Annotated in this window: 19 protein-coding genes; 17 read left to right on the plus strand and 2 right to left on the minus strand. The window is 67.0% G+C overall.

The features are described from left to right. Positions 1-111: 111 nt before the first annotated feature. Positions 112-3,837, minus strand: a complete 3,726-nt coding sequence (gene putA, locus PLC66_RS18665) for a trifunctional transcriptional regulator/proline dehydrogenase/L-glutamate gamma-semialdehyde dehydrogenase (RefSeq protein WP_324543299.1) — start codon at positions 3,835-3,837, stop codon at positions 112-114. Between the two features lie 187 nt (positions 3,838-4,024). Between putA and PLC66_RS18670 the strand changes: the two genes are divergently transcribed. From PLC66_RS18670 to PLC66_RS18730, 13 genes are all read left to right on the plus strand, one after another. Beyond that, positions 4,025-4,489 (plus strand): Lrp/AsnC ligand binding domain-containing protein, encoded by a 465-nt coding sequence (locus PLC66_RS18670; RefSeq protein ID WP_324543301.1) that lies wholly within the window; start codon positions 4,025-4,027, stop codon positions 4,487-4,489. Positions 4,490-4,624: 135 nt separating this feature from the next. After that, positions 4,625-5,923 carry a glutamate--cysteine ligase gene (gene gshA / locus PLC66_RS18675; protein ID WP_324543303.1) on the plus strand — a complete coding sequence of 433 codons (1,299 nt, stop codon included), beginning with the start codon at positions 4,625-4,627 and terminating at the stop codon, positions 5,921-5,923. After that, positions 5,920-6,879 (plus strand): glutathione synthase, encoded by a 960-nt coding sequence (gshB, locus tag PLC66_RS18680; RefSeq protein WP_324543304.1) that lies wholly within the window; start codon positions 5,920-5,922, stop codon positions 6,877-6,879. The genes gshA and gshB overlap by 4 nt, the downstream gene beginning before the upstream one ends. Then, positions 6,867-7,889, plus strand: a complete 1,023-nt coding sequence (locus tag PLC66_RS18685; protein WP_324543306.1) for an FAD:protein FMN transferase — start codon at positions 6,867-6,869, stop codon at positions 7,887-7,889. Before gshB ends, PLC66_RS18685 begins: the two co-directional genes overlap by 13 nt. Before the next feature lie 25 nt (positions 7,890-7,914). Next, the gene (locus tag PLC66_RS18690; RefSeq protein ID WP_324543308.1) at positions 7,915-8,706 is read left to right on the plus strand and encodes a Z-ring associated ZapG family protein; all 792 of its coding nucleotides are present in this window, start codon (positions 7,915-7,917) and stop codon (positions 8,704-8,706) included. Between the two features lie 22 nt (positions 8,707-8,728). After that, positions 8,729-9,610 (plus strand): DUF6279 family lipoprotein, encoded by an 882-nt coding sequence (locus PLC66_RS18695; RefSeq protein ID WP_324543310.1) that lies wholly within the window; start codon positions 8,729-8,731, stop codon positions 9,608-9,610. A 75-nt stretch (positions 9,611-9,685) separates the two neighbouring features. Beyond that, entirely contained in the window at positions 9,686-10,573 is an 888-nt protein-coding gene (locus PLC66_RS18700; RefSeq protein ID WP_324543312.1) for a DMT family transporter, read from the plus strand. 143 nt (positions 10,574-10,716) lie between these two features. Then, positions 10,717-11,580 carry a formyltetrahydrofolate deformylase gene (gene purU, locus PLC66_RS18705; protein ID WP_324543314.1) on the plus strand — a complete coding sequence of 288 codons (864 nt, stop codon included), beginning with the start codon at positions 10,717-10,719 and terminating at the stop codon, positions 11,578-11,580. 79 nt (positions 11,581-11,659) lie between these two features. Then, positions 11,660-12,763 carry a GlxA family transcriptional regulator gene (locus PLC66_RS18710; protein ID WP_324543316.1) on the plus strand — a complete coding sequence of 368 codons (1,104 nt, stop codon included), beginning with the start codon at positions 11,660-11,662 and terminating at the stop codon, positions 12,761-12,763. A gap of 255 nt (positions 12,764-13,018) precedes the next feature. After that, the gene (locus tag PLC66_RS18715; RefSeq protein ID WP_324543318.1) at positions 13,019-14,263 is read left to right on the plus strand and encodes a M24 family metallopeptidase; all 1,245 of its coding nucleotides are present in this window, start codon (positions 13,019-13,021) and stop codon (positions 14,261-14,263) included. A gap of 150 nt (positions 14,264-14,413) precedes the next feature. Continuing rightward, entirely contained in the window at positions 14,414-15,184 is a 771-nt protein-coding gene (locus PLC66_RS18720) for a creatininase (protein WP_324543320.1), read from the plus strand. 398 nt (positions 15,185-15,582) lie between these two features. Further along, the gene (locus tag PLC66_RS18725; protein ID WP_324543322.1) at positions 15,583-17,043 is read left to right on the plus strand and encodes a sodium:solute symporter family protein; all 1,461 of its coding nucleotides are present in this window, start codon (positions 15,583-15,585) and stop codon (positions 17,041-17,043) included. Positions 17,044-17,164: 121 nt separating this feature from the next. Further along, on the plus strand, positions 17,165-18,067 hold the full coding sequence (locus PLC66_RS18730; RefSeq protein ID WP_324543324.1) for a methylenetetrahydrofolate reductase: 903 nt from the start codon (positions 17,165-17,167) through the stop codon (positions 18,065-18,067). A gap of 289 nt (positions 18,068-18,356) precedes the next feature. On the opposite strand, the gene PLC66_RS18735 is transcribed toward PLC66_RS18730, so the two are convergent. Then, positions 18,357-18,560, minus strand: a complete 204-nt coding sequence (locus PLC66_RS18735) for a hypothetical protein (RefSeq protein ID WP_324543326.1) — start codon at positions 18,558-18,560, stop codon at positions 18,357-18,359. On the opposite strand from PLC66_RS18735, the gene PLC66_RS18740 reads away from it, so the two are divergent. From PLC66_RS18740 to PLC66_RS18755, 4 genes are all read left to right on the plus strand, one after another. Further along, entirely contained in the window at positions 18,559-19,380 is an 822-nt protein-coding gene (locus tag PLC66_RS18740; RefSeq protein WP_324543328.1) for an outer membrane protein OmpK, read from the plus strand. The two genes, PLC66_RS18735 and PLC66_RS18740, sit on opposite strands and share 2 nt — an antisense overlap. Positions 19,381-19,791: 411 nt before the next feature. Beyond that, positions 19,792-21,423 (plus strand): BCCT family transporter, encoded by a 1,632-nt coding sequence (locus PLC66_RS18745; protein WP_324543331.1) that lies wholly within the window; start codon positions 19,792-19,794, stop codon positions 21,421-21,423. Between the two features lie 238 nt (positions 21,424-21,661). After that, the gene (locus tag PLC66_RS18750) at positions 21,662-22,876 is read left to right on the plus strand and encodes a beta-ketoacyl synthase N-terminal-like domain-containing protein (protein WP_324543333.1); all 1,215 of its coding nucleotides are present in this window, start codon (positions 21,662-21,664) and stop codon (positions 22,874-22,876) included. 835 nt (positions 22,877-23,711) lie between these two features. Next, positions 23,712-25,684 (plus strand): hydantoinase/oxoprolinase family protein (locus PLC66_RS18755; protein WP_324543335.1); only part of this gene is annotated, 1,973 nt, incomplete at its 3' end.

Raw genomic sequence — 25,684 nt, forward strand, 5'->3', positions numbered from 1 at the left:
AAAAAGCCGCGCCACCGGGGGCGAATCGTGAGGGTGTGAGAAATGCGGGCTAGCTGCGTGATTCCGGGCCGGATCGGGGCGCCTCCGGACCGCGGTCTCCCGTGTCTGGCGCTAGGCGCCCATCGCCATCAGGCTGGCGTTGCCGCCGGCGGCGGCGGTGTTGATCGACAGCGTGCGCTCATGCACCAGGCGGCCGAGGTCGTAGTCGGGCGTGGGCCGCAGCAAGGACAGGATCGGGCCCTTGCGTGCGGCAAGGCGTTGCAGCAGGGCGTCGGCGGCGTGGTCGTCGCCGTCGAACAGCAGCGCACCGATCGGCCGCTCGAACCAGCCGGCCTCGAGCGCGAGCGCGGACCCGATCTCGGCCGGCAGCGCCGCCACGATGGTGCGTGCGGCCGGGGTGTCGGCGAGCAGCAGGCGGTTGCCGCTGGCGAGCGCGGCCATCGCTTGCTGCAGCACAGCGGCCGGTGTGTCCGCCACGCCGGCTATCAGGCCGCGCGCGGTGAAGCGCAGGCTGTCGTCCTCGCCGGTGGGGCCGGGCAGCGCCAGGCGCAAGCCGGTGATGCGGCGGGCGCGGCAGGCGTCGGCGCGGTCGCGCAATGCGGCGAGCTCGTCGCCCTCGACCAGGCTGCGGCCTTCGCCGTCCAGCCAGGCGAGGAAGCGCTCGAGCGCCGCGTCGGCGGCGCGCGTGTCGTCGCCCTCGCTGACCGCGAGCGCGCCGTCGAGCAGCGCCGGGCCGGGCGTGCGCGCCAGCAGGCGGTGCAGGTAGAGCGGCCCGCCGGCCTTCGGTCCGGTGCCCGACAGGCCTTCGCCGCCAAAGGGTTGCACGCCGACGACCGCACCAATGATGTTGCGGTTCACATACAGGTTGCCGACCCGGGCGCGGGCTGCGACGCGCTCGACGGTCTCGTCGATGCGGGTGTGCACGCCCATGGTCAGGCCGTAGCCGCTGGCGTTGATGGCGTCGATCAGCCCGTCCAGTTCGGCGGCGCGGTAGCGCAGCACGTGCAGGATGGGGCCGAACTGCTCGCGGCCGAGCTCGGACAGGGCGCCGATCTCGATGATCGTCGGCGCGACGAAGCTGCCGCGCGCGCACTCTGCGGGCAGCGGCAGGCGGGTGACGCGGGCGCCGCGGGCCTGCAGGGCGGCGACGTGGGCTTCCAGCGCGTCACGCGCCTCGGCGTCGATCACCGGGCCGATATCGACCCGGACGTCGGCCGGGTCGCCCAGGCGCAGCTCGTCGAGTGCACCGCGCAGCATGTGCAGCACGCCGTCGGCGATATCGTCCTGAAGACACAGCACGCGCAGCGCCGAGCAGCGCTGGCCTGCAGAGTCGAAAGCGGAGGCGAGCACGTCGGTGACCACCTGCTCGGGCAGCGCGGTGGAGTCCACGATCATCGCGTTCTGGCCGCCGGTCTCGGCGATCAGCGCCACGTTGCCGCCGCGTTCGGCGAGCTTGCGGTTGATCAACGCGGCGACCTCGGTGGAGCCGGTGAACATCACCCCGCGCACGCGCGCATCGGCCACCAGCGCCGCACCCACGGTCTCGCCGCGGCCGGGCAGCAGCTGCAGCGCGGCAGCCGGCACGCCGGCCTCGTGCAGCAGGCGCACCGCAAAGGCGGCGATCAGCGGCGTCTGCTCGGCCGGCTTGGCGAGCACCGTGTTGCCGGCGGCGAGGGCCGCGGCGACCTGGCCGGTGAAGATGGCGAGCGGGAAGTTCCACGGGCTGATGCACAGCACGGTGCCGAGCGGCACGTGGCTGGCGGCATCGAAGCCGCGCGCCTGCTGGGCGTAGTAGCGCAGGAAGTCGACCGCCTCGCGCAGCTCGGCCACGGCGTTGGCCCAGGATTTGCCCGCCTCGCGCACGGCCAGCGCGAGCAGGGTGTCGGCATGGCGCTCGAACAGCTCGGCGGCGGCTTCCAGCTGGGCACAGCGGGCGGCCGCGGGCTGTGCGGCCCAGTCGGGGGCGGCGGCGCTGGCGGCGGCCAGGGCGCGTTCGATGTCCGCGGGCGTGGCCTCGGCGACGTCGCCGACGGTCTCGCTGCGGTCGGCGGGGTTGGTCACCGGCAGCACCTCGGCGGGTACCGCGGTGCTGCCTGCGAGGGTAGGGCCGGCGGCGAAGGGCATGCGCCGCGAGACCTCGAGCGCGGCGGCGAGGCGCGCGCGCACCGGCTCGCTGGCGAGGTCGATGCCCGCGGAGTTGGTGCGCAGGCCGCCGAACAGCTCGGCAGGCAGCGGGATGCGCGGGTGGGGCGCGCCGGCCAGCGGCGCGGCCTGCTCGACCGGGTCGGCGATCAGCTCCTCGACCGGCACGCGCTCATCGACGATGCGATTGACGAAGCTGGTGTTGGCGCCGTTCTCGAGCAGGCGGCGCACGAGGTAGGCGAGCAAGGTCTCGTGGCTGCCGACCGGGGCGTAGATGCGCACCAGGCGGTGGCGATCGGCGCGGCCGACGAGCTGGTCGTAGAGCGCTTCGCCCATGCCGTGCAGGCACTGGAACTCGTAGTCGCCCGGCTGCCAGGCGCGGCCTTCGGCGGCGGCGAGGTGGAACACCGCCGCCAGCGTGTGCGCGTTGTGGGTGGCGAACTGCGGGTAGATGGCGTCGCGCGCGGCGAGCAGTTTCTTCGCGCAGGCCAGGTAGGCGACGTCGGTATAGACCTTGCGAGTGTACACCGGGTAGCCGGCCAGGCCGTCGATCTGCGCGCGCTTGATCTCGGCGTCCCAGTAGGCGCCCTTGACCAGGCGCACCATCATGCGCTGGCCGCTGCGCCGTGCGAGGTCGATGACGAAGTCGAGCACGCCGGGCGCGCGCTTCTGATAGGCCTGCACGACGAAGCCCAGCCCGGTCCAGCCGGCGAGCGCGTCGTCCAGGGCGAGCGCCTCGAGCAGGTCGAGCGAGAGGTCCAGGCGGTCGGCCTCCTCGGCGTCGATGTTGAGGCCGATGTCGTAGTCCATGGCCTGCAGGCACAGGGCCTTCAGCCGCGGCAGCAGCTCTTCGAACACGCGTTCGCGCTGCGACCAGGTGTAGCGCGGGTGCAGCGCCGACAGCTTGACCGAGATGCCGTTGCCGTCGACCACGCCGCGACCCTTCGAGGCCTGGCCGATGGCGTGGATGGCGCGTTCGTAGTCCTTGAAATAGCGCTCGGCGTCCTGCGCCGTCATCGCCGCCTCGCCGAGCATGTCGAAGGAATAGCGGTAGCCCTTCTTCTCGTGCTCGCGGCCGCGTCTCAGGGCCTCGTCGATGTCGCGGCCGGTGACGAACTGCTCGCCCAGCATGCGCATCGCCAGGTCCATGCCCTTGCGGATCAGCGGCTCGCCGCCGCGCGCCACCAGGCGGGTGAGCGCCGAGGACAGGCCTTGCTCGCTGCTGGTCGACACCAGCCGGCCGGTGATCAGCAGGCCCCAGGTGGCGGCGTTGACGAACAGCGAGGGGCTGTTGCCGATGTGCGCGCGCCAGTCGCCGTCGGCGAGCTTGTCGCGGATCAGGCGGTCGGCGGTGGCCTTGTCGGGCACGCGCAGCAGGGCCTCGGCCAGGCACATCAAGGCCACGCCTTCCTGGCTGGAGAGCGAGAACTCCTTCATCAGCGCATCGACGCCCGACGAGCGGCTGCGGGTGGCGCGCAGGCCGGCGACGAGCTCATGGGCGAGCGTGCGCACCGGCTCGCGCAAGGTGTCGGGGAGGCGGGCGGCGTCGACGAGGGCGGGCACGCAGTCAGGTTCGAGGGGGCGCCAGGCGGCGTCGATCTGCTGGCGCAAGGCCTTGCGCGGGACGGCGGGCAGGGCCGCCGCAGCCCGCGTTGCGGGCGACAGCGGAGAGGTCGGCAAGGGCTGCGAGGTCACGGCCGGGGCGCTCCTGGGCGGGTGAGTCGTGTGGCTTGGCAGGGCTAGCACCGCGCGGCACAGTGACTGCCCTGATTGGCCGAATTCTTTGCCAAAAACAAAAGTTTATGGCTCCAAAATTTGGATTTATAGAGCCATAATGCTTGTTTTTACGCTCTCCAGCAGGCAGAACGCCTGCTGCACCGCAATGGATCGCATCGATCTGAAGATTCTTGCCGAACTGCAGGCCGACGCCCGCCTGTCCATCGTCGAGCTGTCGCGCCGTGTCGGCCTGACCAAGACGCCCTGCGCCGAGCGGGTGCGCCGGCTCGAGAAGAGCGGCGTGATTCGCGGCTATCACGCCGACCTCGATGCGGACGCGGTCGGTGCCGGCCATCTCGTCGTCGTACAGGTGCTGCTCACCAGCACCACCGAGCAGGACCTGCGCCGCTTCAACGACGCCGTGCGCCGCATCCCCGAGATCGAGTCCTGCCACATGATCGCCGGCGACTTCGATTACCTGCTCAAGGTGCGCACGCGCGACATCAACGAGTACCGCCGGGTGATGGGCGAGCGGATCTCCGGCCTGCCCTGCGTCAAGCAGACCCACACCTACGTGGTGATGGAAGTGGTCAAGGACGAGCGCAGCCTGCCGGTGCGCCCGCCAGCCTGATCGAGCGCAGCGCGCCGGGTTTTTTTGCGACCTTGCAAGGGGGGCGTGCAGGCGGTGCTCCGGGGGCTTGGTGTAACATTCCGGCCAAAGCTTTCGCCCCTGCCAGTCCGGCAGCGGGCCCTCCCGAGAGACACCATGGTCCCGCACCTCACTACCGCACTTACCGGCCCCCTGCTCGAGCTCGAGCGCCAGTTCCTCGACAACGCGTGTGACATCGAAAAGTGGTTCCGCACCCAGTGGCAGGATCACATGCCACCCTTCTACGGCTCGACCGACCTGCGCAACTCCGGCTTCAAGCTGGCGCCGGTCGACCTCAACCTGTTCCCGGGCGGCTTCAACAACCTCAACGACGCCTTCATGCCGCTGTGCGTGCAGGCGGCGCAGGCGGCGATCGAGCGTATCTGCCCGGACGCCAGCAAGCTGCTGCTGATCCCCGAAAACCACACCCGCAACCAGTTCTACCTGCAGAACGTGGCCAAGCTGGTGTCCATCCTGCGCCTGACCGGGCTGGACGTGCGCCTCGGCAGCCTGCTGCCCGAGATCGCTGAGCCCACCGTGCTCGAGCTGGCCAACGGCGCCCGGCTGACGCTGGAGCCGCTGCGCCGCAGCGGCAGCCGCATCGGGCTGGACAACTTCGACCCCTGCGCCGTGCTTCTCAACAACGACCTGTCGGCCGGCGTGCCCGACGTGCTCAAGGGCCTTGACGAGCAGTGGCTGATCCCGCCGCTGCACGCCGGCTGGCATTCGCGCCGCAAGTCGAAGCATGCTGCGGCCTATGACCGCGTCGCGCGCGCCTTCGCCGACGAGATCGGCATCGACCCGTGGCGCATCAACCCCGAGTTCGGTGTCTGCGGCGAGATCAACTTCCAGGAGCGCACCGGCGAGGAATGCCTGGCGGCGCAGGTGGATTCGCTGCTCACCCGCATCCGCGCCAAGTACAAGGAGTACGGCGTCAGCGACCAGCCCTTCGTGGTGGTCAAGGCCGACGCCGGCACCTATGGCATGGGCGTGATGACGGTCAAGGACGCCTCCGAGGTGGTCGGCCTCAACCGCCGCCAGCGCAACAAGATGGCGGTGGTCAAGGAAGGCCTGCAGGTGCAGGAGGTGATCATCCAGGAAGGCGTGCACACCTTCGAGACGGTCGAGGAAGGTGTCGCCGAGCCGGTCGTCTACATGATGGATCACTACGTGGTGGGCGGCTTCTACCGCGTCCACACCGAGCGCGGCCGCGACGAGAACCTCAACGCGCCGGGCATGCACTTCAAGCCGCTCGCCTTCGACACCAGCGGCACCATGCCCGACGCCGCGCAGGGGCCGGACGCGCCGCCGAACCGTTTCTATGCGTATGGCGTGGTCGCGCGCCTGGCCCTGCTGGCGGCCTCGGTCGAGATCGAGGAGACCGCGCCGGTCGAGGCCGACGAGGTCGCGGCATGAGTCGTGCCCTGCGCCTGGCCTTCATCCTCGACCCGCTCGATGGCCTGAAGGCCTACAAGGATTCGAGCATCGCCATGATGCGCGCGGCCGCGGCGCGTGGTCATGCGGTGTGGACGCTGCAGCGCGGCGCGCTGAACTGGCGCGACGGCGCTGTCGTCGCCCGCGCCCTGCCGATCCGGCTGCTCGCCGACGACGCGCGCTGGTTCGAGCCGGCGGGCGCAGAGCAGGCGCAGTCTCTGGCGGACTTCGATGCGGTGCTGATGCGCCAGGATCCGCCTTTCGACTTCGAGTACGTCACCGCCACCTGGCTGCTCGAGGACGCGATGCAGAGCGGCGCGCGGGTGTTCAACAACCCGCGTGCAATTCGCGATCATTCCGAGAAGCTGGCGATCACCGAGTTCCCGCAGTTCATGGCGACCTCGCTGGTGGCGCGCGATGCGGTGGACATCAACGCCTTCATCGACGAGCTCGGCGACGTCATCCTGAAGCCGCTCGACGGCATGGGCGGCAGCCAGATCTTCCGCGTCCGCAAGGACGACCCCAACCGCAACGTCATCATCGAGACCCTCACTCAGGAAGGCGCACGCACGATCATGGCGCAGCGTTACCTGGCGCAGATTGCCGAGGGCGACAAGCGCGTGCTGATCATCGGCGGCGAGGTCGTGCCCTTTGCGCTGGCGCGCATCCCCCAGGCCGGCGAGACGCGCGGCAACCTCGCCGCTGGCGGCCGTGGCGTCGCCATGCCGCTTACCGCACGCGAGCGCGAGATCGCCGAGTACCTCGCTCCCATCCTGTGGCAGCGCGGCCTGCTGATCGTGGGGCTGGACGTGATCGGCGGCCACCTCACCGAGATCAACGTCACCAGTCCCACCTGCATGGTCGAGATCGCCGCCCAGCAGGGCTTCGATGTCGCGGGGCTGGTCATCGACAAGCTGGAGCAGGCTTGCGCCTTCTGATTCTGGTGCTCGCGGCCGTACTGCTGACCGCCTGCTCGCGCGCCGAGGTGTTCCGCCACGACGCCTTCGTCTTCGGCACCCCGGTCAGCATCGCCGTGTATGGCGACGACGCGGCCCTGGCCGAGGCCGGGGCCGCCGCCGTGCTGCGCGAGTTCGACCGCCTGCATCGCGCCTACCATGCCTGGGAGCCGTCCGAGCTGACCGCGCTCAACGCCGCGATCGCGCGCGGCGAGGCGGCCGAGGTGTCGGACGAGCTCGCGGCGATGCTCAAGGACGCGCAGCGCATCGCCGCCATCGGCGACGAGCTGTTCGACCCCGCGCTCGGCGCGCTGGTCGCGCTGTGGGGCTTTCATACCGACACCTTCGTGCCGCAGCGGCCCGATCCGGACAAGCTCAGGGCCGTGCTCGAGGCGCGGCCGCGCATGGCGGACCTGGTGATCGAGGGCAAGCGGGTGGAAAGCCGCAACCGCGCCGTGCAGATCGACCTCGGCGGCTATGCCAAGGGCTACGCCCTCGACCGCGCGGCGGCGATCCTGCGCGAGAAGGGCGTGGCCAATGCGCTCATCAACATCGGCGGCAATGTCATGGCGCTGGGGCGCAAGGGCGACCAGCCCTGGCGCATCGGCATTCAGCATCCGCGCGAGCCCGCACCGATCGCCACCCTGCCGCTGTACGACGGCGAGGCGGTGGGCACCTCGGGCGACTACCAGCGCTATTTTGAGCTCGATGGCGTGCGCTATTCCCATCTGCTCGATCCGCGCACCGGCCAGCCCGCGCACGGCACCCAGTCGCTGACCATCCTGATCACGCCGCAGCCCAATGCCGGCACGCTGTCCGACGCGCCGAGCAAGCCCGCCTACCTGGCGGGCGACGCGTGGCGAGAACATACGCGCCGTTTTGGCATCGAACACGCGTTGCGGATCGCGGAGGACGGCAGCGTGGAGGTGACGCGCGCGCTGCGCGCGCGGCTGCAGTTCGTCGGCACGGTGGCACCGAAGGTCATTGATTGAATCAAGAAGAGGGGAGGGAGCAGAAATGAGTGCACAAACCGCATGGCTGGTCGGCATCTTTGCCGTGGTGATCACGGGCGTGATCGCCTTCTTCGTCGGCCGCCAGTTCGGCGCCGGCAAGACGCGCATCGAGGAGCTGGAGGCCGAGGTCGCGCGCCAGAAGGGCGAGATCGAGGACTACCGCAAGGACGTCGCGACCCATTTCGACAAGACCGCGACCCTGTTCGTGTCGATGGCGGGTTCCTACAAGGAGCTGTTCGAGCATCTGTCATCGGGCTACGAGAAGCTTTCCTCGGGCTCGGCGCGCGAGCTGTTCCAGCAGCGGGTCGATGCCCTCCTGGTCGGCAACAGCCCTGCGGCGGGCGATGACAACAAGCTGCTGACCGGCGCGGGCCTGGCCGCGGCGGCGGCCGCGGCCGGCACGGCGGTGGCCAGCACGGGTGAGCGCGAAACGGACCCGCGGGCCACGTCCGACGCGGGGGACGAGGTGGGCGCCGGCAACGACGCGGACCAAACGTCGACGCAGGCCGCTGCCGAAGCGGGGCAAGTGGGCATCGACTCGAGCGTGGCCGAGTCGACCGCATCGGAGCTTGCCGCGTCGGAGCGGGTGGTCTCGGAGCTGGCACAGGCAGGGCAGGCCGAGGCCGAGCGGGCAGAAGCCGTGCAGGCAGGCGTGGAGCCGGCGGTCGCGACCGAGGCGGAGCCCGCCCCGCCCACGGTCGCCGAGGCGCGCACTGACCAGCCGGCCCTGGCCGACGACCCTCTGGCCGAGGAAGTCGTCGGCCACCATCCGCCGCCGCGGGACCAGGCCCGCTGAGTTCGGGCCGCAGCGATCGCCCATGCGGCGCGTCTTCATCGCCGGCTTGCTCGCCGCCCTCGTGCTCGGCGGCTGCAGCCTGCGCATGGCCTACTCCCAGCTCGACTGGCTGGTGCCCTGGTACCTGCGCGACTATGTGATGCTCGACGCCGGCCAGCGCACGCTGCTCGACCGCCAGCTGGCCGCACGTCTGGACTGGCATTGCCGCAGCCACCTGGCTGACTACGCGAGCACGCTGCGCGAGGCCCAGGGCGTGCTGTCGGCCGAGCGCATCGAGGCCGACGACTTCGGCCCCTTCCTGGCCCGCGGCGAAGCGTGGTGGCAGGAGATTCGCGCCGAGCTCGAGGACGACGCCCGCGTGCTGCTGCCGGCGCTGTCCGACGAGCAGGTAGGCGAGCTGCGCGAGGCCTTCGAGCGCCGTCAGCGCGAGGCGCGCAAGGAGTTCCTCGGGGGCAGCGAGGCGAGCCAGCGCGCGGCGCGCATCGCGCGCATGGAAAAGCGCCTGCAGCGCTGGTTCGGGCGTATCAGCGCGGAGCAGCGCACGCTGATCGCTGCCTGGAGCGACGCGCTGATGCCGAGCACCGCGGCCTGGCTCGACAGCCGGGCGCGCTGGCAGGCGGCGGTGATCGATGCGCTGCAGGTGCGCACCGACGAGACGCTGTTCGCGCAGCGGGTCGCGGCCTTCATGGCACCCGATGACGGCGCTGCCTTCGCCGAATACCGGGCCCAGCAGACCCACAACCGCGACCGCACCCTCGTGCTGCTGGCCGATGTCTTCAACGCCGCCACGCCGGCGCAGCGCCAGCGCCTGCTGCGCGAGATCGACGGCCTGGCAGGGCAGTTCGAGGGCCTGGCGTGTGCCGCGCCGGACCGCGATGAGCGCATCGCGCTGAACGCGGACTGAGCCAATCAAGGCGTGGCCTTGCATGCGCCGCGCATGCCGCATAATGCGCGGCCTGCCGACTGAAGATTGCCTGCCATGCCGCCCAAGACCGAACTCGATCGATTTGCCATCGGCCTGATGGTGATCCTGTGCATGACCTGGGGCCTGCAGCAGGTCGCGGTGAAGGTGGCCAGCGCGGGCATCTCGCCACTGTGGCAGGCGGGCTTGCGCTCCTTGGGTGCGGCGCTGCTGGTGTGGGCGTGGACGGGGCTGCGCCGCATACCCCTGCTCGAACGCGATGCGACGCTGGTGCCCGGCATCGCCGCCGGCGCCCTGTTTGCGGCCGAGTTCGCCTTCGTCTACTACGGTCTGCAGTTCACCTCGGCGTCGCGCGGCGTGATCTTTCTGTACACCGCGCCCTTCTTCGTCGCCCTCGGTGCGCGCTGGCTGCTGCCGAACGAGTCGATGCGGGCGGCCCAGTGGCTCGGCATGGCGCTGGCCTTTGCGGGCGTGCTGGTGCTGTTCGGCGAGAACCTGCTGCGGCCGGCCGGGCAGGCCTGGATCGGGGACCTGATGATGCTCGTGGCGGCGATGTTCTGGGCGGCGACGACGCTGACCGTCAAGGCGTCGGTGCTGAACCGGGCGGCGGCGGAGAAGACCCTGCTGTACCAGCTCGGTGTCTCTGCGCCGCTCCTGCTGCTCGCCGCGCTGGCGCTGGGCGAGCCCGGCGTGTTCGCTCCGGGCGCGCTGGTGGTGGGCAGTCTCGCCTTCCAGACGGTGATGGTGGCGGGCATCAGCTTCCTGCTGTGGTTCTGGCTCGTGCGCCAGTATCCGGCGACGCGGCTGTCGTCCTTCTCCTTCATGACGCCGGTGATGGGCGTGCTGGCGGGCGGGCTGCTGCTCGGCGAGCCCCTGACCCCGGCGGTGTTCGCCGCGCTGCTGCTGGTCGGCGCGGGAATCTGGGTGGCGAACCGGCCCGCCTGAGCCCGGGGCGCGCTGCGCCCCTCGTGTTTGCGCGGCGCCCTGCGGGAAGTTGCCAAATTGCGTCGGACGCTGTCGCCTGCAGACAAGTCGCGCCTGGCGTGTTGTCCTATGGTGGCGCCACCACCTTGAGAGGAGACACGACAATGACAAGCGACCAGCGTTGGGTGCTGACCGTTGCCTGCCCGAGCGCATCGGGCCAGGTGGCGGCGATTTCCGGATTTCTGGACGGCCACGGCTGCTACATCAACGAATTCTCCTGCTTCGACGACGACCTCGGCGATCGCTTCTTCGTGCGTGCGGTCTTCCGCCCCGGCTCGGACTCGCGCGCGATTCCGTCCACGCTGCGCGACGACTTCCAGCCCGTGGCGGCACGCTTCCGCATGGACTGGGCGATGCACGAGCTGTCGGAGCGGCCGAAGGTCCTCATCATGGTGTCGAAGCTCGACCACTGCCTGCGCGACCTACTTTACCGCTGGCGGATCGGCGAGTTGAAGATCGACATCGTCGGCGTGGTGTCGAACCACCCCGACCTGGGTTTCCTCGCCGAGGCCGATGGCCTGCCTTTCCATCATCTGCCGGTCAGCGAGGCGACCAAGCCTGAGCAGGAGGCGAAGCTGATGCAGATCGTCGACGCGACGGGGGTCGAGCTGGTGGTGCTGGCGCGCTACATGCAGGTGCTGTCGGAAGACCTGTGCCGTCGCCTGCAGGGGCGGGCGATCAACATCCACCACTCCTTCCTGCCCGGCTTCAAGGGCGCCAAGCCCTACCACCAGGCGCATGCGCGCGGGGTCAAGCTGATCGGTGCGACAGCGCACTACGTCACCACCGACCTCGACGAAGGGCCGATCATCGAGCAGGTGGTCGAGCGGGTGAACCACGCCTTCAGCCCGGAGCAACTGCTGTCCGCCGGCCGCGACATGGAGTGCCAGGCGCTCGCCCGTGCGGTGCGCTACCATGTGGAGCGGAGGGTGTTCCCCAACGGCGCGCGTACCGTCGTTCTCTCCTAGAATGTGCGGCCTCGCAATTGGGGGGTGGAGGCAATCCGTGACGCGATCGAGTCGATGTGGAGAACCATAGGAGAGGCAGGTGAGTAGTGGTCCAGCCCCAGACCGCGTGTCGAACCCCTGGTCGGGGCGGGGCGGTGAGGCGCCCGCCCGCTTTGGTTTCCTGCTCGTACCGGGCTTCACCCTGGTGGGTTTCGGTGCGGCGGTCGATCCCCTGCGCCTGGCCAACATGGTGGCCAGGCGCACCCTCTATCAATGCGTCACCTTGACGCTCGACGGTGCGCCGGTGCGATCGAGCGCGGGCGTGTGCGTGACGCCCGATTGCGCGGCGGCCGACGCCCGTGAGCTCGACGCGGTCCTGGTCATCGGTCCCAATCCGCTGCCATCGTCGGGCAGTGAGGCGATCGTGCACTGGTTGCGTGACCAGGCCCGGAAGGGCGTCGCCTTGGGCGGCGTGGATACCGGCAGCTATTTCCTCGCGTGCGCCGGATTGCTCGACGGCCATCGGTGTACGATTCACTGGGAAGACATGGACGCCCTGCTCGACCGGTTTCCGCGCCTGGTGGTGTCGTCCAAGCTGTACGAGGTGGACCGCAACCGCGCCTCCTGCAGCGGGGGCATCGCACCGGTCGAGATGATGATCCATCTCATCGGCCTTGGCGGCGGCGGGCACAAGATCGCCTCCGCGGTGGCCGAACTCATGATTTACGAGCGACGGGGCCCGGACGAGCGGCAGAGGACGGCCTTGCGCGACGTTGCGGCGAGCTCTCATCCCAAGCTGGTCGAAGCGATCAAGCTGATGGAGTGCAACATCGAAGAGCCGCTGGCGATGGAGGAGATTGCCACCCACATGCAGTTCTCCGCCCGCCAGCTCGAGCGGCTGTTCCGCGAAACCCTGCAGTGCACGCCGCGCCAGTACTACCTGCAGCTGCGTCTCGAACGCGCCCGCCAGCTGCTGACCCGCACCAACCGCCCGATCGCCGACATCGTCATGGCCTGCGGTTTCGTCTCCTTCGCCCACTTCTCTCATCGCTATCACGCCGGCTTCGGCATCTCACCGAGTGCCGACCGCCGCCGCCACACGGCGGAGGGCGATCGTCTCGCCAACCTGACCGCCGACGCCCGCGCCCCTGCGGAGCCGGCGCCTGGCGGCGGGGCCGACGACGCTCCCGATACGGGCGCCTGAGCCTTCCTCGTCACCTCGCAATCAAGGCCACGATGTCGCCGCCTGCTGCGGGCGGTCGCTTTCCGTTTTCCGTTGTCCGCTTTTCGACGCCGGAATTTGCCTGTTTCCGACAAAGTCGTTTTCACGCAAACCGCCGTCGGCAGGCGGAAACCAGGTTCTGTCAGCGCTTCTTATCATTGGATCCACGTTACTTATGCCTGAGCGCAAACGGTAACCGTGCAACCCGACCCATCTGCGACACCAAGGAGCGAAGACATGACGAATCTGGCTGGCGACATCAAGTCCATGACCGAAATGAAGGACCTGCTGCGCATCGAGAACGGCGAGAAGGTGAAGCACACCTTCTCCGATCAGGAATACATCAACCGTCAGTCCAAGCTGCGCGCTTACATGGCGGCCAACAACATCGACGCCGTGCTGTTCACGTCGATGCACAACATCAACTATTACAGCGACTTCCTGTACTGCTCCTTCGGCCGCCCCTACGGCCTGGTCGTGACCCAGGACAAGGTGGTGTCGATCAGCGCCAACATCGACGGCGGCCAGCCGTGGCGCCGCACCTTCGGCGACTACAACGTGGTCTACACCGACTGGCGCCGTGACAACTACTTCCGCGCCGTGCAGCAGGAGATTCCCAACAAGGGTCGCGTCGGCGTCGAGTTCGACCACATCCCGGTCGAGCGCCTGGAGAAGCTCAAGGCCGCGCTGCCCAACGCCCAGATCGTCGACATCGGCGCCGGCACGATGCGCATGCGCATGATCAAGTCGGCCGAGGAGATCGCCCTCATCAAGCACGGCGCCCAGGTGTGCGACGTCGGTGGCGCGGCGCTGGCCGCGGCGGTGCATGAAGGCGTGTCCGAGCACGAAGTGGCGCTGGCCTCGACCCAGGCGATGATCCGCGAGATCGCCAAGCGCTTCCCGGATTCGGAGCTGATGGACACCTGGACCTGGTTCCAGTCGGGCATCAACACCGACGGTGCGCACAACCCGGTGACCACGCGCAAGGTGCAGAAGGGCGACATCCTGTCGCTGAACTGCTTCTCGATGATCTCGGGCTATTACACCGCGCTCGAGCGCACGATGTTCTACGACCACTGCGACGACGCTTCGCTGAAGCTGTGGGAAGTCAACGTCAAGGTGCACGAGGCCGGTCTGGCGCTGGTGAAGCCGGGCATCCGCTGCTGCGACGTCGCCGCCCAGCTCAACGAGATCTTCGCCGAGCACGGCCTGCTGCAGTACCGCACCTTCGGCTACGGCCACTCCTTCGGCGTGCTGTCGCACTACTACGGGCGTGAAGCCGGCCTCGAGTTCCGCGAGGACATCGACACCGTGCTCGAGCCGGGCATGGTGGTGTCGATCGAGCCGATGATCATGCTGCCCGAAGGCATGCCGGGTGCCGGCGGCTACCGCGAGCACGACATCCTGGTGGTGACCGAGAACGGTGCCGAGAACATCACCGGCTTCAAGTACGGCCCGGCGCACAACATCATCAAGCGCTGAGCGCGAGGGACGCACGCCGCCGCCCGGGGAGGCCGGTCAAGGCCTTGCCCGGGCGGCCGGTGAAGCATCTGGCCTGTGACGTGCAAGTGAGCTGGCGGCGGCGTGGCGAGTTGGATAGGCTGCGCGCCCTGCCAAACTGGAGAGGAAGTTATGAACAGCGTGCACATTTCCGAGCTGAGCTGGCCGGTCTACGACGAGAAGGTCCGTGACGGCAGGACGCCGGTGCTCATTCCCGTCGGTGCGCTCGAGCAGCATGGCCCACACATGTCGATGAACCCGGACGTGCTGCTGCCCACCGCCATTTCCGCGCGCGTCGCCGAGCGCATCGGTGCGCTGGTGGCGCCGCCCATCGCCTACGGCTACAAGTCGCAGCAAAAGAGTGGCGGCGGCAACCACATGCCGGGCACGACGAGCCTGGACGGTCTCACCGTGACCTCGACGATCAAGGATGTGCTGAAGGAGCTTGCCCGCCACGGCGTGCGCAAGACCGTGCTCGTCAATGGCCATTACGAGAACTCCGCCTTCATCGTCGAAGGGGTGGATCTCGCCCAGCGCGAGCTGCGCTGGGAGGGCATCCGGGATTTCTCCACGGTGGTCCTTTCCTACTGGGATTTCGTCACCCAGGAGGCGATCGACGCCATCTACGAGGGCGACTTCCCGGGCTGGGCGGTGGAGCATGGCGGCGTGCTCGAGACCTCGCTGATGCTGCACCTGCATCCGCAGCTGGTCGACATGGAGAAGGTCTGCGACCACGCGCCGGCGCAGTTCCCGCCTTACGACTTCTTCCCGATCAAGCCGGAATGGACGCCCGCTTCCGGCTGCCTGTCGTCGGCGAAGCGGGCCTCGGCCGCGCACGGCGAAACCTTGCTGAAGGTCTGCGTCGACGGCATCAGCCGCGAACTGGCCACCGCCTTCGACTGATCCCGTCGAAGGGGCCTTGCGCCGGCGGTGTCACGCCGGCGCGCGTCCCCCATTCATCTTCTCCCGCAGCGGCATCGCGTCGCGGCTGTCCGCTGCCTCAGCCCTGGAGGGTATGCAGGAGAACAGAACCCGGAACACCGATTGATCGAGGTTGGCTCCCGATTGCGGGAGCTTTTGCGCCGGGCCCGTCGCCGCACTCCCTCCCTTGGCGGCGGCGGGCATCAGGCCGGTCGGCAGAAGGACAAACCTTCGCCGAACCCAAAAATGATGAGGAGACAGACATGAATTCCTGGGTGATCGATTTATTCGTTCTGCTCAATGTGGTGATGCTGGCCGTCGCCTTCGGCACGGCCTGGGTGCGGTCCGCCCGCCTGCGTCGTCAAGGGCGGAGGTGAGCCATGGACTACACCATGCTTAACTGGGGTCTGATGATCCTCGCCTTCGCCGTGATGATCGGCATCGGCGCGCTGTCCTCGCGCAAGGTCAGCGACAGCGACGAGGGTGGCTTCCTGCTGGCCGGGCGCAGCCTCGGGCCCTTCGTCGGTGCCAGCACGATCGTGGCGACCGGTTTCAGCGGTTGGGGCTTCATGGGCTCGCCCGGCGTGGCCTACGAGTACGGCGCGATCGAAGTGCTGGGCAACTTCTTCTTCGCCCCGGCGATGATGATCGCGGTGCTGTTCTTCGCCAACTCGATGCGCAAGCGCGCACTGACGATGGGCAGCAACACCATCCCCGAATACATCGCGCAGATCCATGGGGGCGGCGAGGGCGGACGCCTGCTGCAAGGCGTGGCCGGATTCATCACCATCGTGCTGCTGATGGTCTTCCTCGTCAGCCAGATCAAGGCCGTCGGCATGCTGGGCGCGTCGTGGCTCGGCATCGACATGACCACCAGCGCCTGGCTGATGATCTCGATCATCATCATCTACACGATGTGGGGCGGGCTGGCGGCGGTGGCCTGGACCGACACCGTGATGGTGTGCGGCATGGTGCTGGGGGCGCTGGTGATCACCGGGCAGATGTTCTTCAGCGTCGATGTCGGCGACTGGGCCGCCCGGCTCGACGCCATCAACCCGTCCCTGCTCAACCCCGAGACGGCCGCGCCCTATGGCGAGAGCAAGGTGTCGGTGTTCTACGTGCTGCCCTACGCTTTCCTGTTCGCAGCCGTCCTGCCCTACATGGCGGTGCGTTTCCTCGCCTTCCGGGCGGAGGTGCGGATGTACCGGGTGGGCGTCTATGTGGCGGTGATGGGCGGCCTGCTGAGCCTGATCCCGATCGTCGGCCTGTACATGCGCGCCTACGGCCCGGCGCTCGCCGAGGCCGACCAGGCGATGCCGATGTACCTGCAGACCTTCATGCACCCTGCGGTGCAGGGGGTGATCACGCTGTTCATCATCTTCGCGATGAAATCCACCGCCAACTCGATGCTGCACACCGTGGCCTCGGCCACCTCGCACGACCTGCGCCTGGCCCTGTTCAAGGGCGCGCAGCACGATTCGCCGCAGGCGCTGGCGATCAACCGCCTGGCCGTGGTGGTGCTGGGCCTGCTGGGCCTGCTGATGATGATGTACGCCCCGCCCTTCATGCTGTCCTGGCTGGGCATCCTCGGCTCGGGCACCCTGCTGGCAGCCATGATCGGTCCGGTGTTCATCTCGACCTTCTGGCAGGGCAATGTCGCCGGGGCGCTGACGGCGATGCTGGTCGGCTTCTGCACCAGTGCCGGGCTGCTGACGCTGACCGACCTGGGTTGGGTGGAAGGGCCGCTGATCGGTTGCCTGGCTTCGTCGGCCTGCTACGTCGCCGTGTCCTTGCTGACGCGGGGGCCGGTCGGCAGGGGGCCGAGCGCCCAGCGCGCCTGACCGCGCCTGTCACCTCAAGCGGCGCAAGTGTCCATGATCGGCAAGTTCGTGGTGGGCGTGTGCAAATGCGTCCGCCACGCTTGCGTCAGCATCGTTTGATTACATTCCTCCCGGTGGTCTCATGGCGACGCCCATTCCTCAGTTCAGTGCCGAAATCTTCCCGTCCGAGACCGCTGGTGGAGTGGTGCGCCTGGAGCAGACCCTTGCAGCCTTGCGGCGGCTGGATCCGCACTTTGTATCGGTGACCTACGGCGCGGGTGGTAGCACGCGCGGTGCCTCGCAGCAGGCACTGGAGCGGGTGCGTGCGGCGGGCCTGGCGGCGGTGCCCCACCTGTCGGCGCTCGGTGCCGCCCGTGAGGATGTCCGGCGCATGCTGGATGAGTATCGCGGGGGCGGTGTGAGCCGGCTCGTCGTGCTGCGCGGCGATGCACCTTCGGGACTGCGCGGGCATGGCGACTTCGCCTTTGCGACGGATCTGGTGCGTTTCATCCGCGAGGAGACCGGAGGGCACTTCCACATCGACGTTGCCGCGTACCCCGAATGTCATCCCCAGGCGCGCTCCTGCGACGCGGATCTGGCCCACTTCAAGGCCAAGATCGATGCTGGGGCCGATGCTGCGATCACGCAGTACTTCTTCAATCCCGACGCCTACGACGACTTCCTGGATCGATGCACGGCTACAGGGATCCGGGCCCCGATCGTGCCGGGCGTGATGCCGATCGGTCGCTTCTCCCGTCTGGTGCAGTTCTCCGAGGCGCGTGGCATCGAGATCCCGCGCTGGATCCGCCGTCGCATGGAAGGCTTCGGCGACGATAGCGCCTCGATTCACGCCTTCGGCGTGGAGGTGGTGGTGCGACTGTGCGAGCGGCTACTCGGCATGGGCGTGCCCGGGCTGCACTTCTTCAGCCTGAACGAGGGCGAGCGCGTGGGCGAGATCTGGCGTGCGCTGGGCTTACCCCAAGCCGCGTGTGCCCGCGCCGCCGTGGCGCAGACGCACCGAGCACTGCCGGATCCGGCCGGCTAAGCCCTGAACGACGCGTCGGCGCAGGGGCTGCGGTGCCCCCTGGTTTGCCCGCGAGCTCGTCAAGGCCGTAATCATCGCTGAATCGATGCCGTTTCCATCTGCGCTGCCTTGGCGTGCGGACGGGGCCTGCTCGCGCCTGCGCTGCGAGCGGCCCGCCTTCGCCGGGCCCGGATCCTGCCCCCTGGCTGCGTGGCGCCCTGCAGGAAAACCATGTCGATAACGCGACAGGATGTGGCGATAACAGCCAATTGGCGAAGTTGGAAGCTTCGCATACTGGGCTCGCAAACATTCATTGATGTGCAGATAAGAGTGGTGAATCCAGTGCGGCGACCGACGTCCGGAGCGCCACCTCTTGCAGCAAGGAAGGGGTTTGCAGCGCCCGATCCAATTCGTCGGGCGTGACATTCAGCAGGACGCGCCGGCGCCCGGGCGGCGGCGGGCCGATGCTGATGGAAGGATTCAATAACGAGTGAATGAAGATGAGGAGCAGCATGATTCGCAACAAACGCCTTGCCGCGCTCTTGACGAGCTGCGGCGTCGCCCTCGGGATGGCCACGGCCTACAGCGCCCACGCCGTGGAAAGCTGGCAGAACACCAACGTGAACATCGGATACACGACGAACTCGAAGTTCGATCCGGTATTCGGCACGGGTACAGAGGACAAGAAGCTCACGACCGTGCGTCTCGAGCATTTCGGCGTCCACGAGTACGGAGACAACTATTTCTTTTTCGACACCTATCACGGCAAGGGCGTCGGCAACTTCTTCGGGGATGGTGCTGGCTCTTTTGGTGAGGAGACCGGGAACCAGTACTTCGGCGTGTGGAATCCGCGCTTGAGTCTGTCCCGGATCAGCGGGAAGGACCTCTCGTTCGGCATCATCAAGGATGTGAACCTGGCGGCCCGTTTGGAGCGTGGATCCTATGCCAACTTTCGCGCCGACAACCTCGGTCTCGCCTTCGATCTGGACGTGCCTGGCTTCAGCTTCTTCGAGACCGACTTCTACGGCCGCCGCGCACGATTCACCGGCGACGGGGGCGATGCTGTCAAGACGCTCTTCTGGCGCACGTTCGCGATTCTGCCGTTCGAGTTCGGCGGGTTCCAGTTCACCTGGTCACCGTTGCTGCTCGTGAACTTCAATAACGAAGAACGCGGTACCACGGTCTTCGTCCAGCCCGACCTGTGGCTGAAGATCAACTCACACTTCGATATTGGCTACCGGCACGAGTACGCGCGGTACAGCAAGACCGATGCAGAAGGAGGCGGCACCTATTCACGCCACACGCCGACGCTGCAGCTGAGGTGGAATTTCTGAGTTCCCACGCGCATCGTGGGTGAGGCGGCAGATCAATGTCGCCAACACGAAAGGATCTGGCGATATCAGGACAGTCGCCTCTTTCCGAGGTTTTCATACTGCACTTGACAAGATTTATTGATCCATAAGTGGATCGAATCATCTGTGGCGAAGACGGCGGATGAGCCGAGGTTCATGTTTCGCAGGAGGAGCAGGGCGCACGCGTCGAAGTGTGCGCTCCACACGGGAAGTTGGCGGCGCGCACTGCAAGGGCGCCGGCAACATGCCGATGTGCAAGATTCATAAAACTAGATGATCGAGAGGTGGACCAAAGTGACAAACAGAAAAGTGGAGCACGACGTGCCCCTGAGTGACGGCACGTGTTTCGAGCCGGTGTCGATTCCCCGGTTCACCGGACGGGATCTGCCGCACGTGAGCAGGTTGCTCATTCAATTCATTCCTCCGCTGGCCATCATCCTGCTCGTCGTGACCGTGCTCGTGAACCCCGACGGCGTCGCCGCGGTCATTTCCGAGCTGCGGACCTTCGTCACCGGCGGATTCACCTGGCTGTTCGTGCTGTATTCGCTCTTTGCCGTCGCCGTGTGCGCCTGGCTCATCTTCAGCAAGGTCGGCAGCCGGGTCCGCCTCGGCGGGCCGAACGCGAAGCCGGAGTACAGCAACTTCGCCTGGTACTCGATGCTTTTTGCCTGCGGCCAGGGCATCGGCCTGATCTTCTGGTCCGTTGCCGAGCCGATCATGCTGCGTGACGACAGCCCGGTCGTCCGTACGCTGGGCAGCAACGTCGCCGGCAACGGCCTCGTGTGGTCCTACTTCCACTGGGGGTTCACGGCCTGGGCCATGTACTGCGTCGTCGCCGTGTGCCTCGCCTACTCGCACCACAACCTCGGCAAGACGCTCACCTTCCGCGAAGCCACCGTCGACCTGCTGCCGAAATGGTCCAGGGGCGCCGCCGGGGTGGTCATCGAGCTGCTGGCGATCATGGCCACCATTCTTGGTCTGGCCACCTCCTTCGGCTTTGCCGCGATGCAGTTCTCGTCCGGGCTCACCGCCTTCACCGGGCTGAGCTCGGGGCCCAGCCTCTGGCTGGTGGTCATTCTCGGCTTCGGCACGGTGGCCGCCATCTCGGCCTTCTTCGGCATCAACCGCGGCATGCGCCTGCTCAGCGAGACGAACTCGATCCTGAGCATCGTGCTGGTGGTGGGGGTGTTCGTGTTCGGCCCGACCGTCTTCATTCTGTCCAACATGACCGAGAGCTTCGGCGCCTACGCGATGAACTTCGCCGCGATGAGCTTCTGGACCGATGCGCCCAGCACGGCCGGCACGCTGGCGTCGTGGAAGGACAGCTGGAACGGCTGGTGGACGGTCTTCATCTGGTGCTGGGTGATCGCGTTCTCGCCCTTCGTGGCGGGCTTCATCGCCCGCATCTCGCGCGGTCGCACGCTGCGCGAGTTCGTCATCGGCGTCACCATCATCCCGTCGCTGATCGTCATGGTGTGGATCGCCGTGATCGGCTCGGCCGCGATCTACTACGACGACCTCACCGCGCGCGGGGTGTCGGCAGCGGTCGGCAGGGACGTGTCCAGCGGCTTGTTCGTGATGCTCGAGGCGATGCCGGTGGTCGGCAGCGTGCTGATGATCGTCGCCACGGTGCTGGTCGCGACCTACTACGTGACCTCGCTCGATGCGGGGACCTATGCGCTGGCCGATTTCGTCTCGGCGCCCAAGAAGGCCGGCGCCTGCTTCCGCGTCATCCTGGTGTTCAGCATCGCATCGGTGACGACGGTGTTGCTGACCCTGGGCGGCACCGCAGTGGTCGATACGGTGCAGACCGGCACCATCATCGGCGGCTTTCCGTTCTCGATCGTGATCCTGCTGATGATCGTCAATACCATCCGGCGACTGCTCAAGCGCGACCGCGCGACCCGCGAACTGGAGAAACTGGTCAATAACCCCGACCCCAACGTCACCCTCCAGGTGCTCGAGCCCGATCAGGCTCGGCAGGACGCCCCCGCCGATCTGAGACCCGCCGCCGCCAGTGCCTGAGCATGCGCGTTTGACCCAGCCCAGGCCGGTGCAGCGATGGCCGGCCTGGGCCGGCACGCGCGCTGCGGTCCGGCCGGCTTCGGAAGCTGTGGCACGGGTTGTCGAGCCTGTTCAATTGATGTCTTCGGTAGCAGTAATGCTCACAGACATTGCATCAATTTCGCATCAGTGCTCTGTTAGCCTCATATCCGTCTGCAGGCTGATACGACATTGAGTGCGGAAGCGAGGAGTGAAGGGAATGCGTCGAGTCGTCGTGACGGGATTGGGAATTGTCTCCAGCCTGGGAAACACCCAGGCCGAGGTCGCCGATGCCCTGCGTCACGGACGCTCGGGGATCGGCTTCAATCCCGAGTACCGAGACGCCGGCCTGCGCTGCCACGTTTCCGGCAAGGTGGAGGCCGACTTCGATGGCATCGATCGCAAGCATCGCCGCTTCATGGGTGACGCCTCGGCCTATGCCTACCTGGCGATGCGGGACGCCGTGGCCGACGCCCGGCTGACGCCCGCGCAGGTGTCGAATCCGCGCACCGGCTGCGTGATGGGCGTGGGCGGCGGCTCCAGCGCGGACATCGTCGAGGCGAACGCGCTTCTTCGTGCCCAGGGCGTGCGCAAGGTTGGGCCTTATCGCGTGCCGCGCACCATGACGAGTTCGGTCGCGGCCTGCCTGTCGAGCTTCTTCGGCATCCAGGGGCTCAACTATGCGATCTCCTCGGCCTGCGCCACCAGCGCGCACTGCATCGGCCATGGCGTTGAACAGATCCAGTTCGGCAAGCAGGACATCGTCTTTGCCGGTGGCGCCGAAGCGATCCATGTCACCCAGACCTGCATGTTCGACGCGATGGGGGCGCTGACCACGGCCTACAACGACACGCCCGAACGCGCCAGCCGCCCATACGATCGCAATCGGGACGGCTTTGCCATCAGCGGTGGCGCCGGCGTGCTGGTGCTGGAAGAGCGCGAACACGCCCTGCGGCGCGGGGCGCAGATCTACGGCGAGGTGCTGGGCTATGGCACCGCGGGGGATGGGGCGGACATGGTGGCGCCGAATGGCGAGGGCGCCCTGCGCGCGATGCGTGCGGCGCTCGAGACCTGCCCGCTGCCGGTCGATTACCTCAACACCCACGGCACCAGCACCCCGGTCGGCGACCTGATCGAGATCGCGGCCGTGCAGCGCGCCTTTGGCGATGCGGTGCCGGCATTCAGCTCCACCAAGGCGCTCAGCGGACACGCGCTCGGCGCGGCGGGCGTGCATGAAGCCATCTATTGCCTGCTGATGATGCGTCATCGCTTCATGGCGGCGTCGCACAACATCGAGACGCCCGACCCCGAATTGGCTGGATTGCCGCTGCTGGCATCGACGGCTTCGGATATCGATGTGAATTGTGCGATGTCGAACAGCTTTGGCTTCGGTGGTGCAAATGCGAGCTTGATTTTTGCAAACTGCCCGGCTTGATCGCCCTGTCGTAAGGGCATACGGGCTGTTCCGTTTCAGTCGTTCGAGTAATTGCCGCCGGGAAATAGGGCGCAGAGAAGAAATTCAATAACACGCCTTGGCATTCGAGAGAATGCCTTCTGCTGGCATCCTTCGAGTGCCTGTTGCAGTCGGAATCCGTCGATATCTCTATCCGGAACGGCTGCCTTCAATTCGATATTCAAATTCCTTGATCGTGCACGGATACCCCGGGTTTCCGTGCATTTTTTTTGCGCGCAAATTGGATGCGAAATTCCCGTTGGAGGGACGTTCGATTTCCGATCGTTCCCTTGCAGCGATGGCTGCACAAGCCGCCATCGAAGCGCAAGGAGTTTGAGCAAGTGGTTGTTTGTAAAGCATTAATCTGGCGATTTATATTGTGCGCATCATGGCTTTCATGATGTGCAATACCGGCTTGCATGCACCGTGATGGATTCGACCTGCACAAAGAAAGTGCATTTACTCTGGGAATTGAGCCGAATAATTCGGATTTACCCTGATTTGCGCATGGCACACAGTTTGCTTTATTAAGTTCTGATTGGATTCATCGGCAATCGAGCGCGAAATTCGGTCTGGTTGCAATGCCCCAATTGATGACTTGATGTCATTAATGAGCGCAGAAATGAAACTAATGATGCGAAAATTGAGGCCTAGAATGGATTCGCGTCACCTGGCTTGGATGTGTTCATCCGGGGGTAATACGGAAGCCTTTGATGAAGGAAGGCGCTGCAGGATGGCTTGAGCGGGTCGCAAGACGAATTGGCCGCCGTTTCGGCATGGGACGGCGGAAAGCAGATCGTTCTAAATGGAGAGCACAATGGCAAGGATTGGAGTCGATGTAGGTGGGACCTTCACGGATCTCGTTCTCGAGCTGGAGGACGAGCGTGCCGATGGGAAGCGCGTATTCGTGCACAAGGTCCCGAGCACGCCCGCCGACCAGTCGGAAGGCGTGCTGCGCGGTGTCCTCGAGATCTGCCAGATCGGCGGTATCGCGCCCGGCGACGTGCGCATGATCGTGCATGGCACGACGGTGGCCACCAACATCACCATCGAGCACAACGGCGCCGAAGTCGGGATGCTGACCACGCGCGGCTTTCGCGACATCCTGCACATCGGTCGCCACAAGCGCCCGGAGAACTTCTCGCTGCAGTTCGACGTGCCGTGGCAGTCGCGGCCCCTGGTCAAGCGTCGCAACCGCATCTCGATCAGCGAGCGCATCATGCCGCCGCTTGGCGAGGTGGCCGTCGCACTGGACGAGCAGGAGGTGCGCGCCGCCGCCGAAGTCTTCAAGCAGCGCGGCATCCAGTCGGTGATCGTCTGCTTCCTGTACTCCTTCCTCAATGACGCGCACGAGCGCCGCGCCAAGGAGATCGTCCTCGAGGTGCTGCCCGACGCCTATGTGTCGTGCTCGTCCGAGGTGGCGAACGTGATCCGCGAGTACGAGCGCTTCTCGACTACCGCGATGAACGCCTACGTCGGGCCCAAGACCTCGCACTACCTCAAGAATCTCGAGCAGAAACTGCTGGGCGCCGGCATCAAGGCCCACCTGCGCATCATGCAGTCCAACGGCGGCGTGTCGACGGTCGAGAAGTGCTCCAGCGAGGCGGTGTCCATCCTGATGTCCGGCCTAGCCGGCGGGGTGATGGGCGGGCGCTGGTCCGGCGCGCTGTCGGACGAGAAGAACATCATCACCGTAGACATCGGCGGCACTTCGGCCGACTTCAGCACCATTCCCGACGGCCAGGTGCGCATCATGAACCCGCGCGACACCTATGTCGGCGCCTACCCGATCCTGGCGCCGATGATCGACCTCGCGACGATGGGCGCCGGCGGCGGCTCGATCGCCTACATCGACGAAGGCGGCGCCTTCCGCGTCGGACCGCGTTCGGCCGGGGCCTACCCGGGGCCGGCCTGCTACGGCAAGGGCGGCACCGAGCCCACCGTGACCGATGCCCAGGTGGTGCTGGGGCGGCTGGACCCGGACCACTTCCTCGGCGGCGGCGTGCGCATCGACGCCGAACTGGCGCGCGAGGCGATCAGGAGCAAGATCGCCGACCCTCTGGGCATGACGGTGGAAGAAGCGGCGCTCGGCATCCTGCGCATCATGAACTCCAACATGTCGCTGGAGATCCGCGCCAATTCGGTGGCGAAGGGCTACGATCCGCGCAAGTTCGCGCTCGCCGCCTACGGCGGTGCAGGTCCGCTCAATGGCGTGGCGCTGGCCGAAGCGGTGTCGGCGCGCGAGGTCATCATCCCGCCCGCGCCCGGCATCACCGCCGCCATCGGCCTGCTCGTCACCGACATGCAGTACGAATTCATGCGCTCGGTCCCGACCCTGCTGAAGGACGTCGAGCAGCCCGCACTGGACAAGCTGAACCGGGTGATCGACGAGCTCACCGAGCAGTGCAGCGAACGCCTCGAGGCCGACAGCGTGCTCAAGCAGGCGCGCCGCTTCATCCGCATCGCCGAGTGCCGCTATCACGGCCAGGGTTTCGAGCTGCGCGCGGACATCCCCGATGGCGTGCTCGATCGCGAGAGCCTGGCGGTGATCAAGGCGAATTTCGAGGAGCAGCACCGACGCGACTACGGCTGGGCCTTCGATGACGTCGATGTCGAGATCGTCACGATCCGCATCATCGGCATCGCGCAAACCTTGCCCCTGAGCTGGCCGGAGCTGGAGGACGCCGCCGGCAGCAGCATCGACGAGGCGCTGATGTACGAGCGGCCGACCCTGTTCGATGACAAGAAGGTCTATTCCACGCCGCGCTACGACCGCAAGCGGCTGAAGGC

Source organism: Thauera sp., from assembly GCF_035444905.1.
GTDB lineage: Bacteria > Pseudomonadota > Gammaproteobacteria > Burkholderiales > Rhodocyclaceae > Thauera.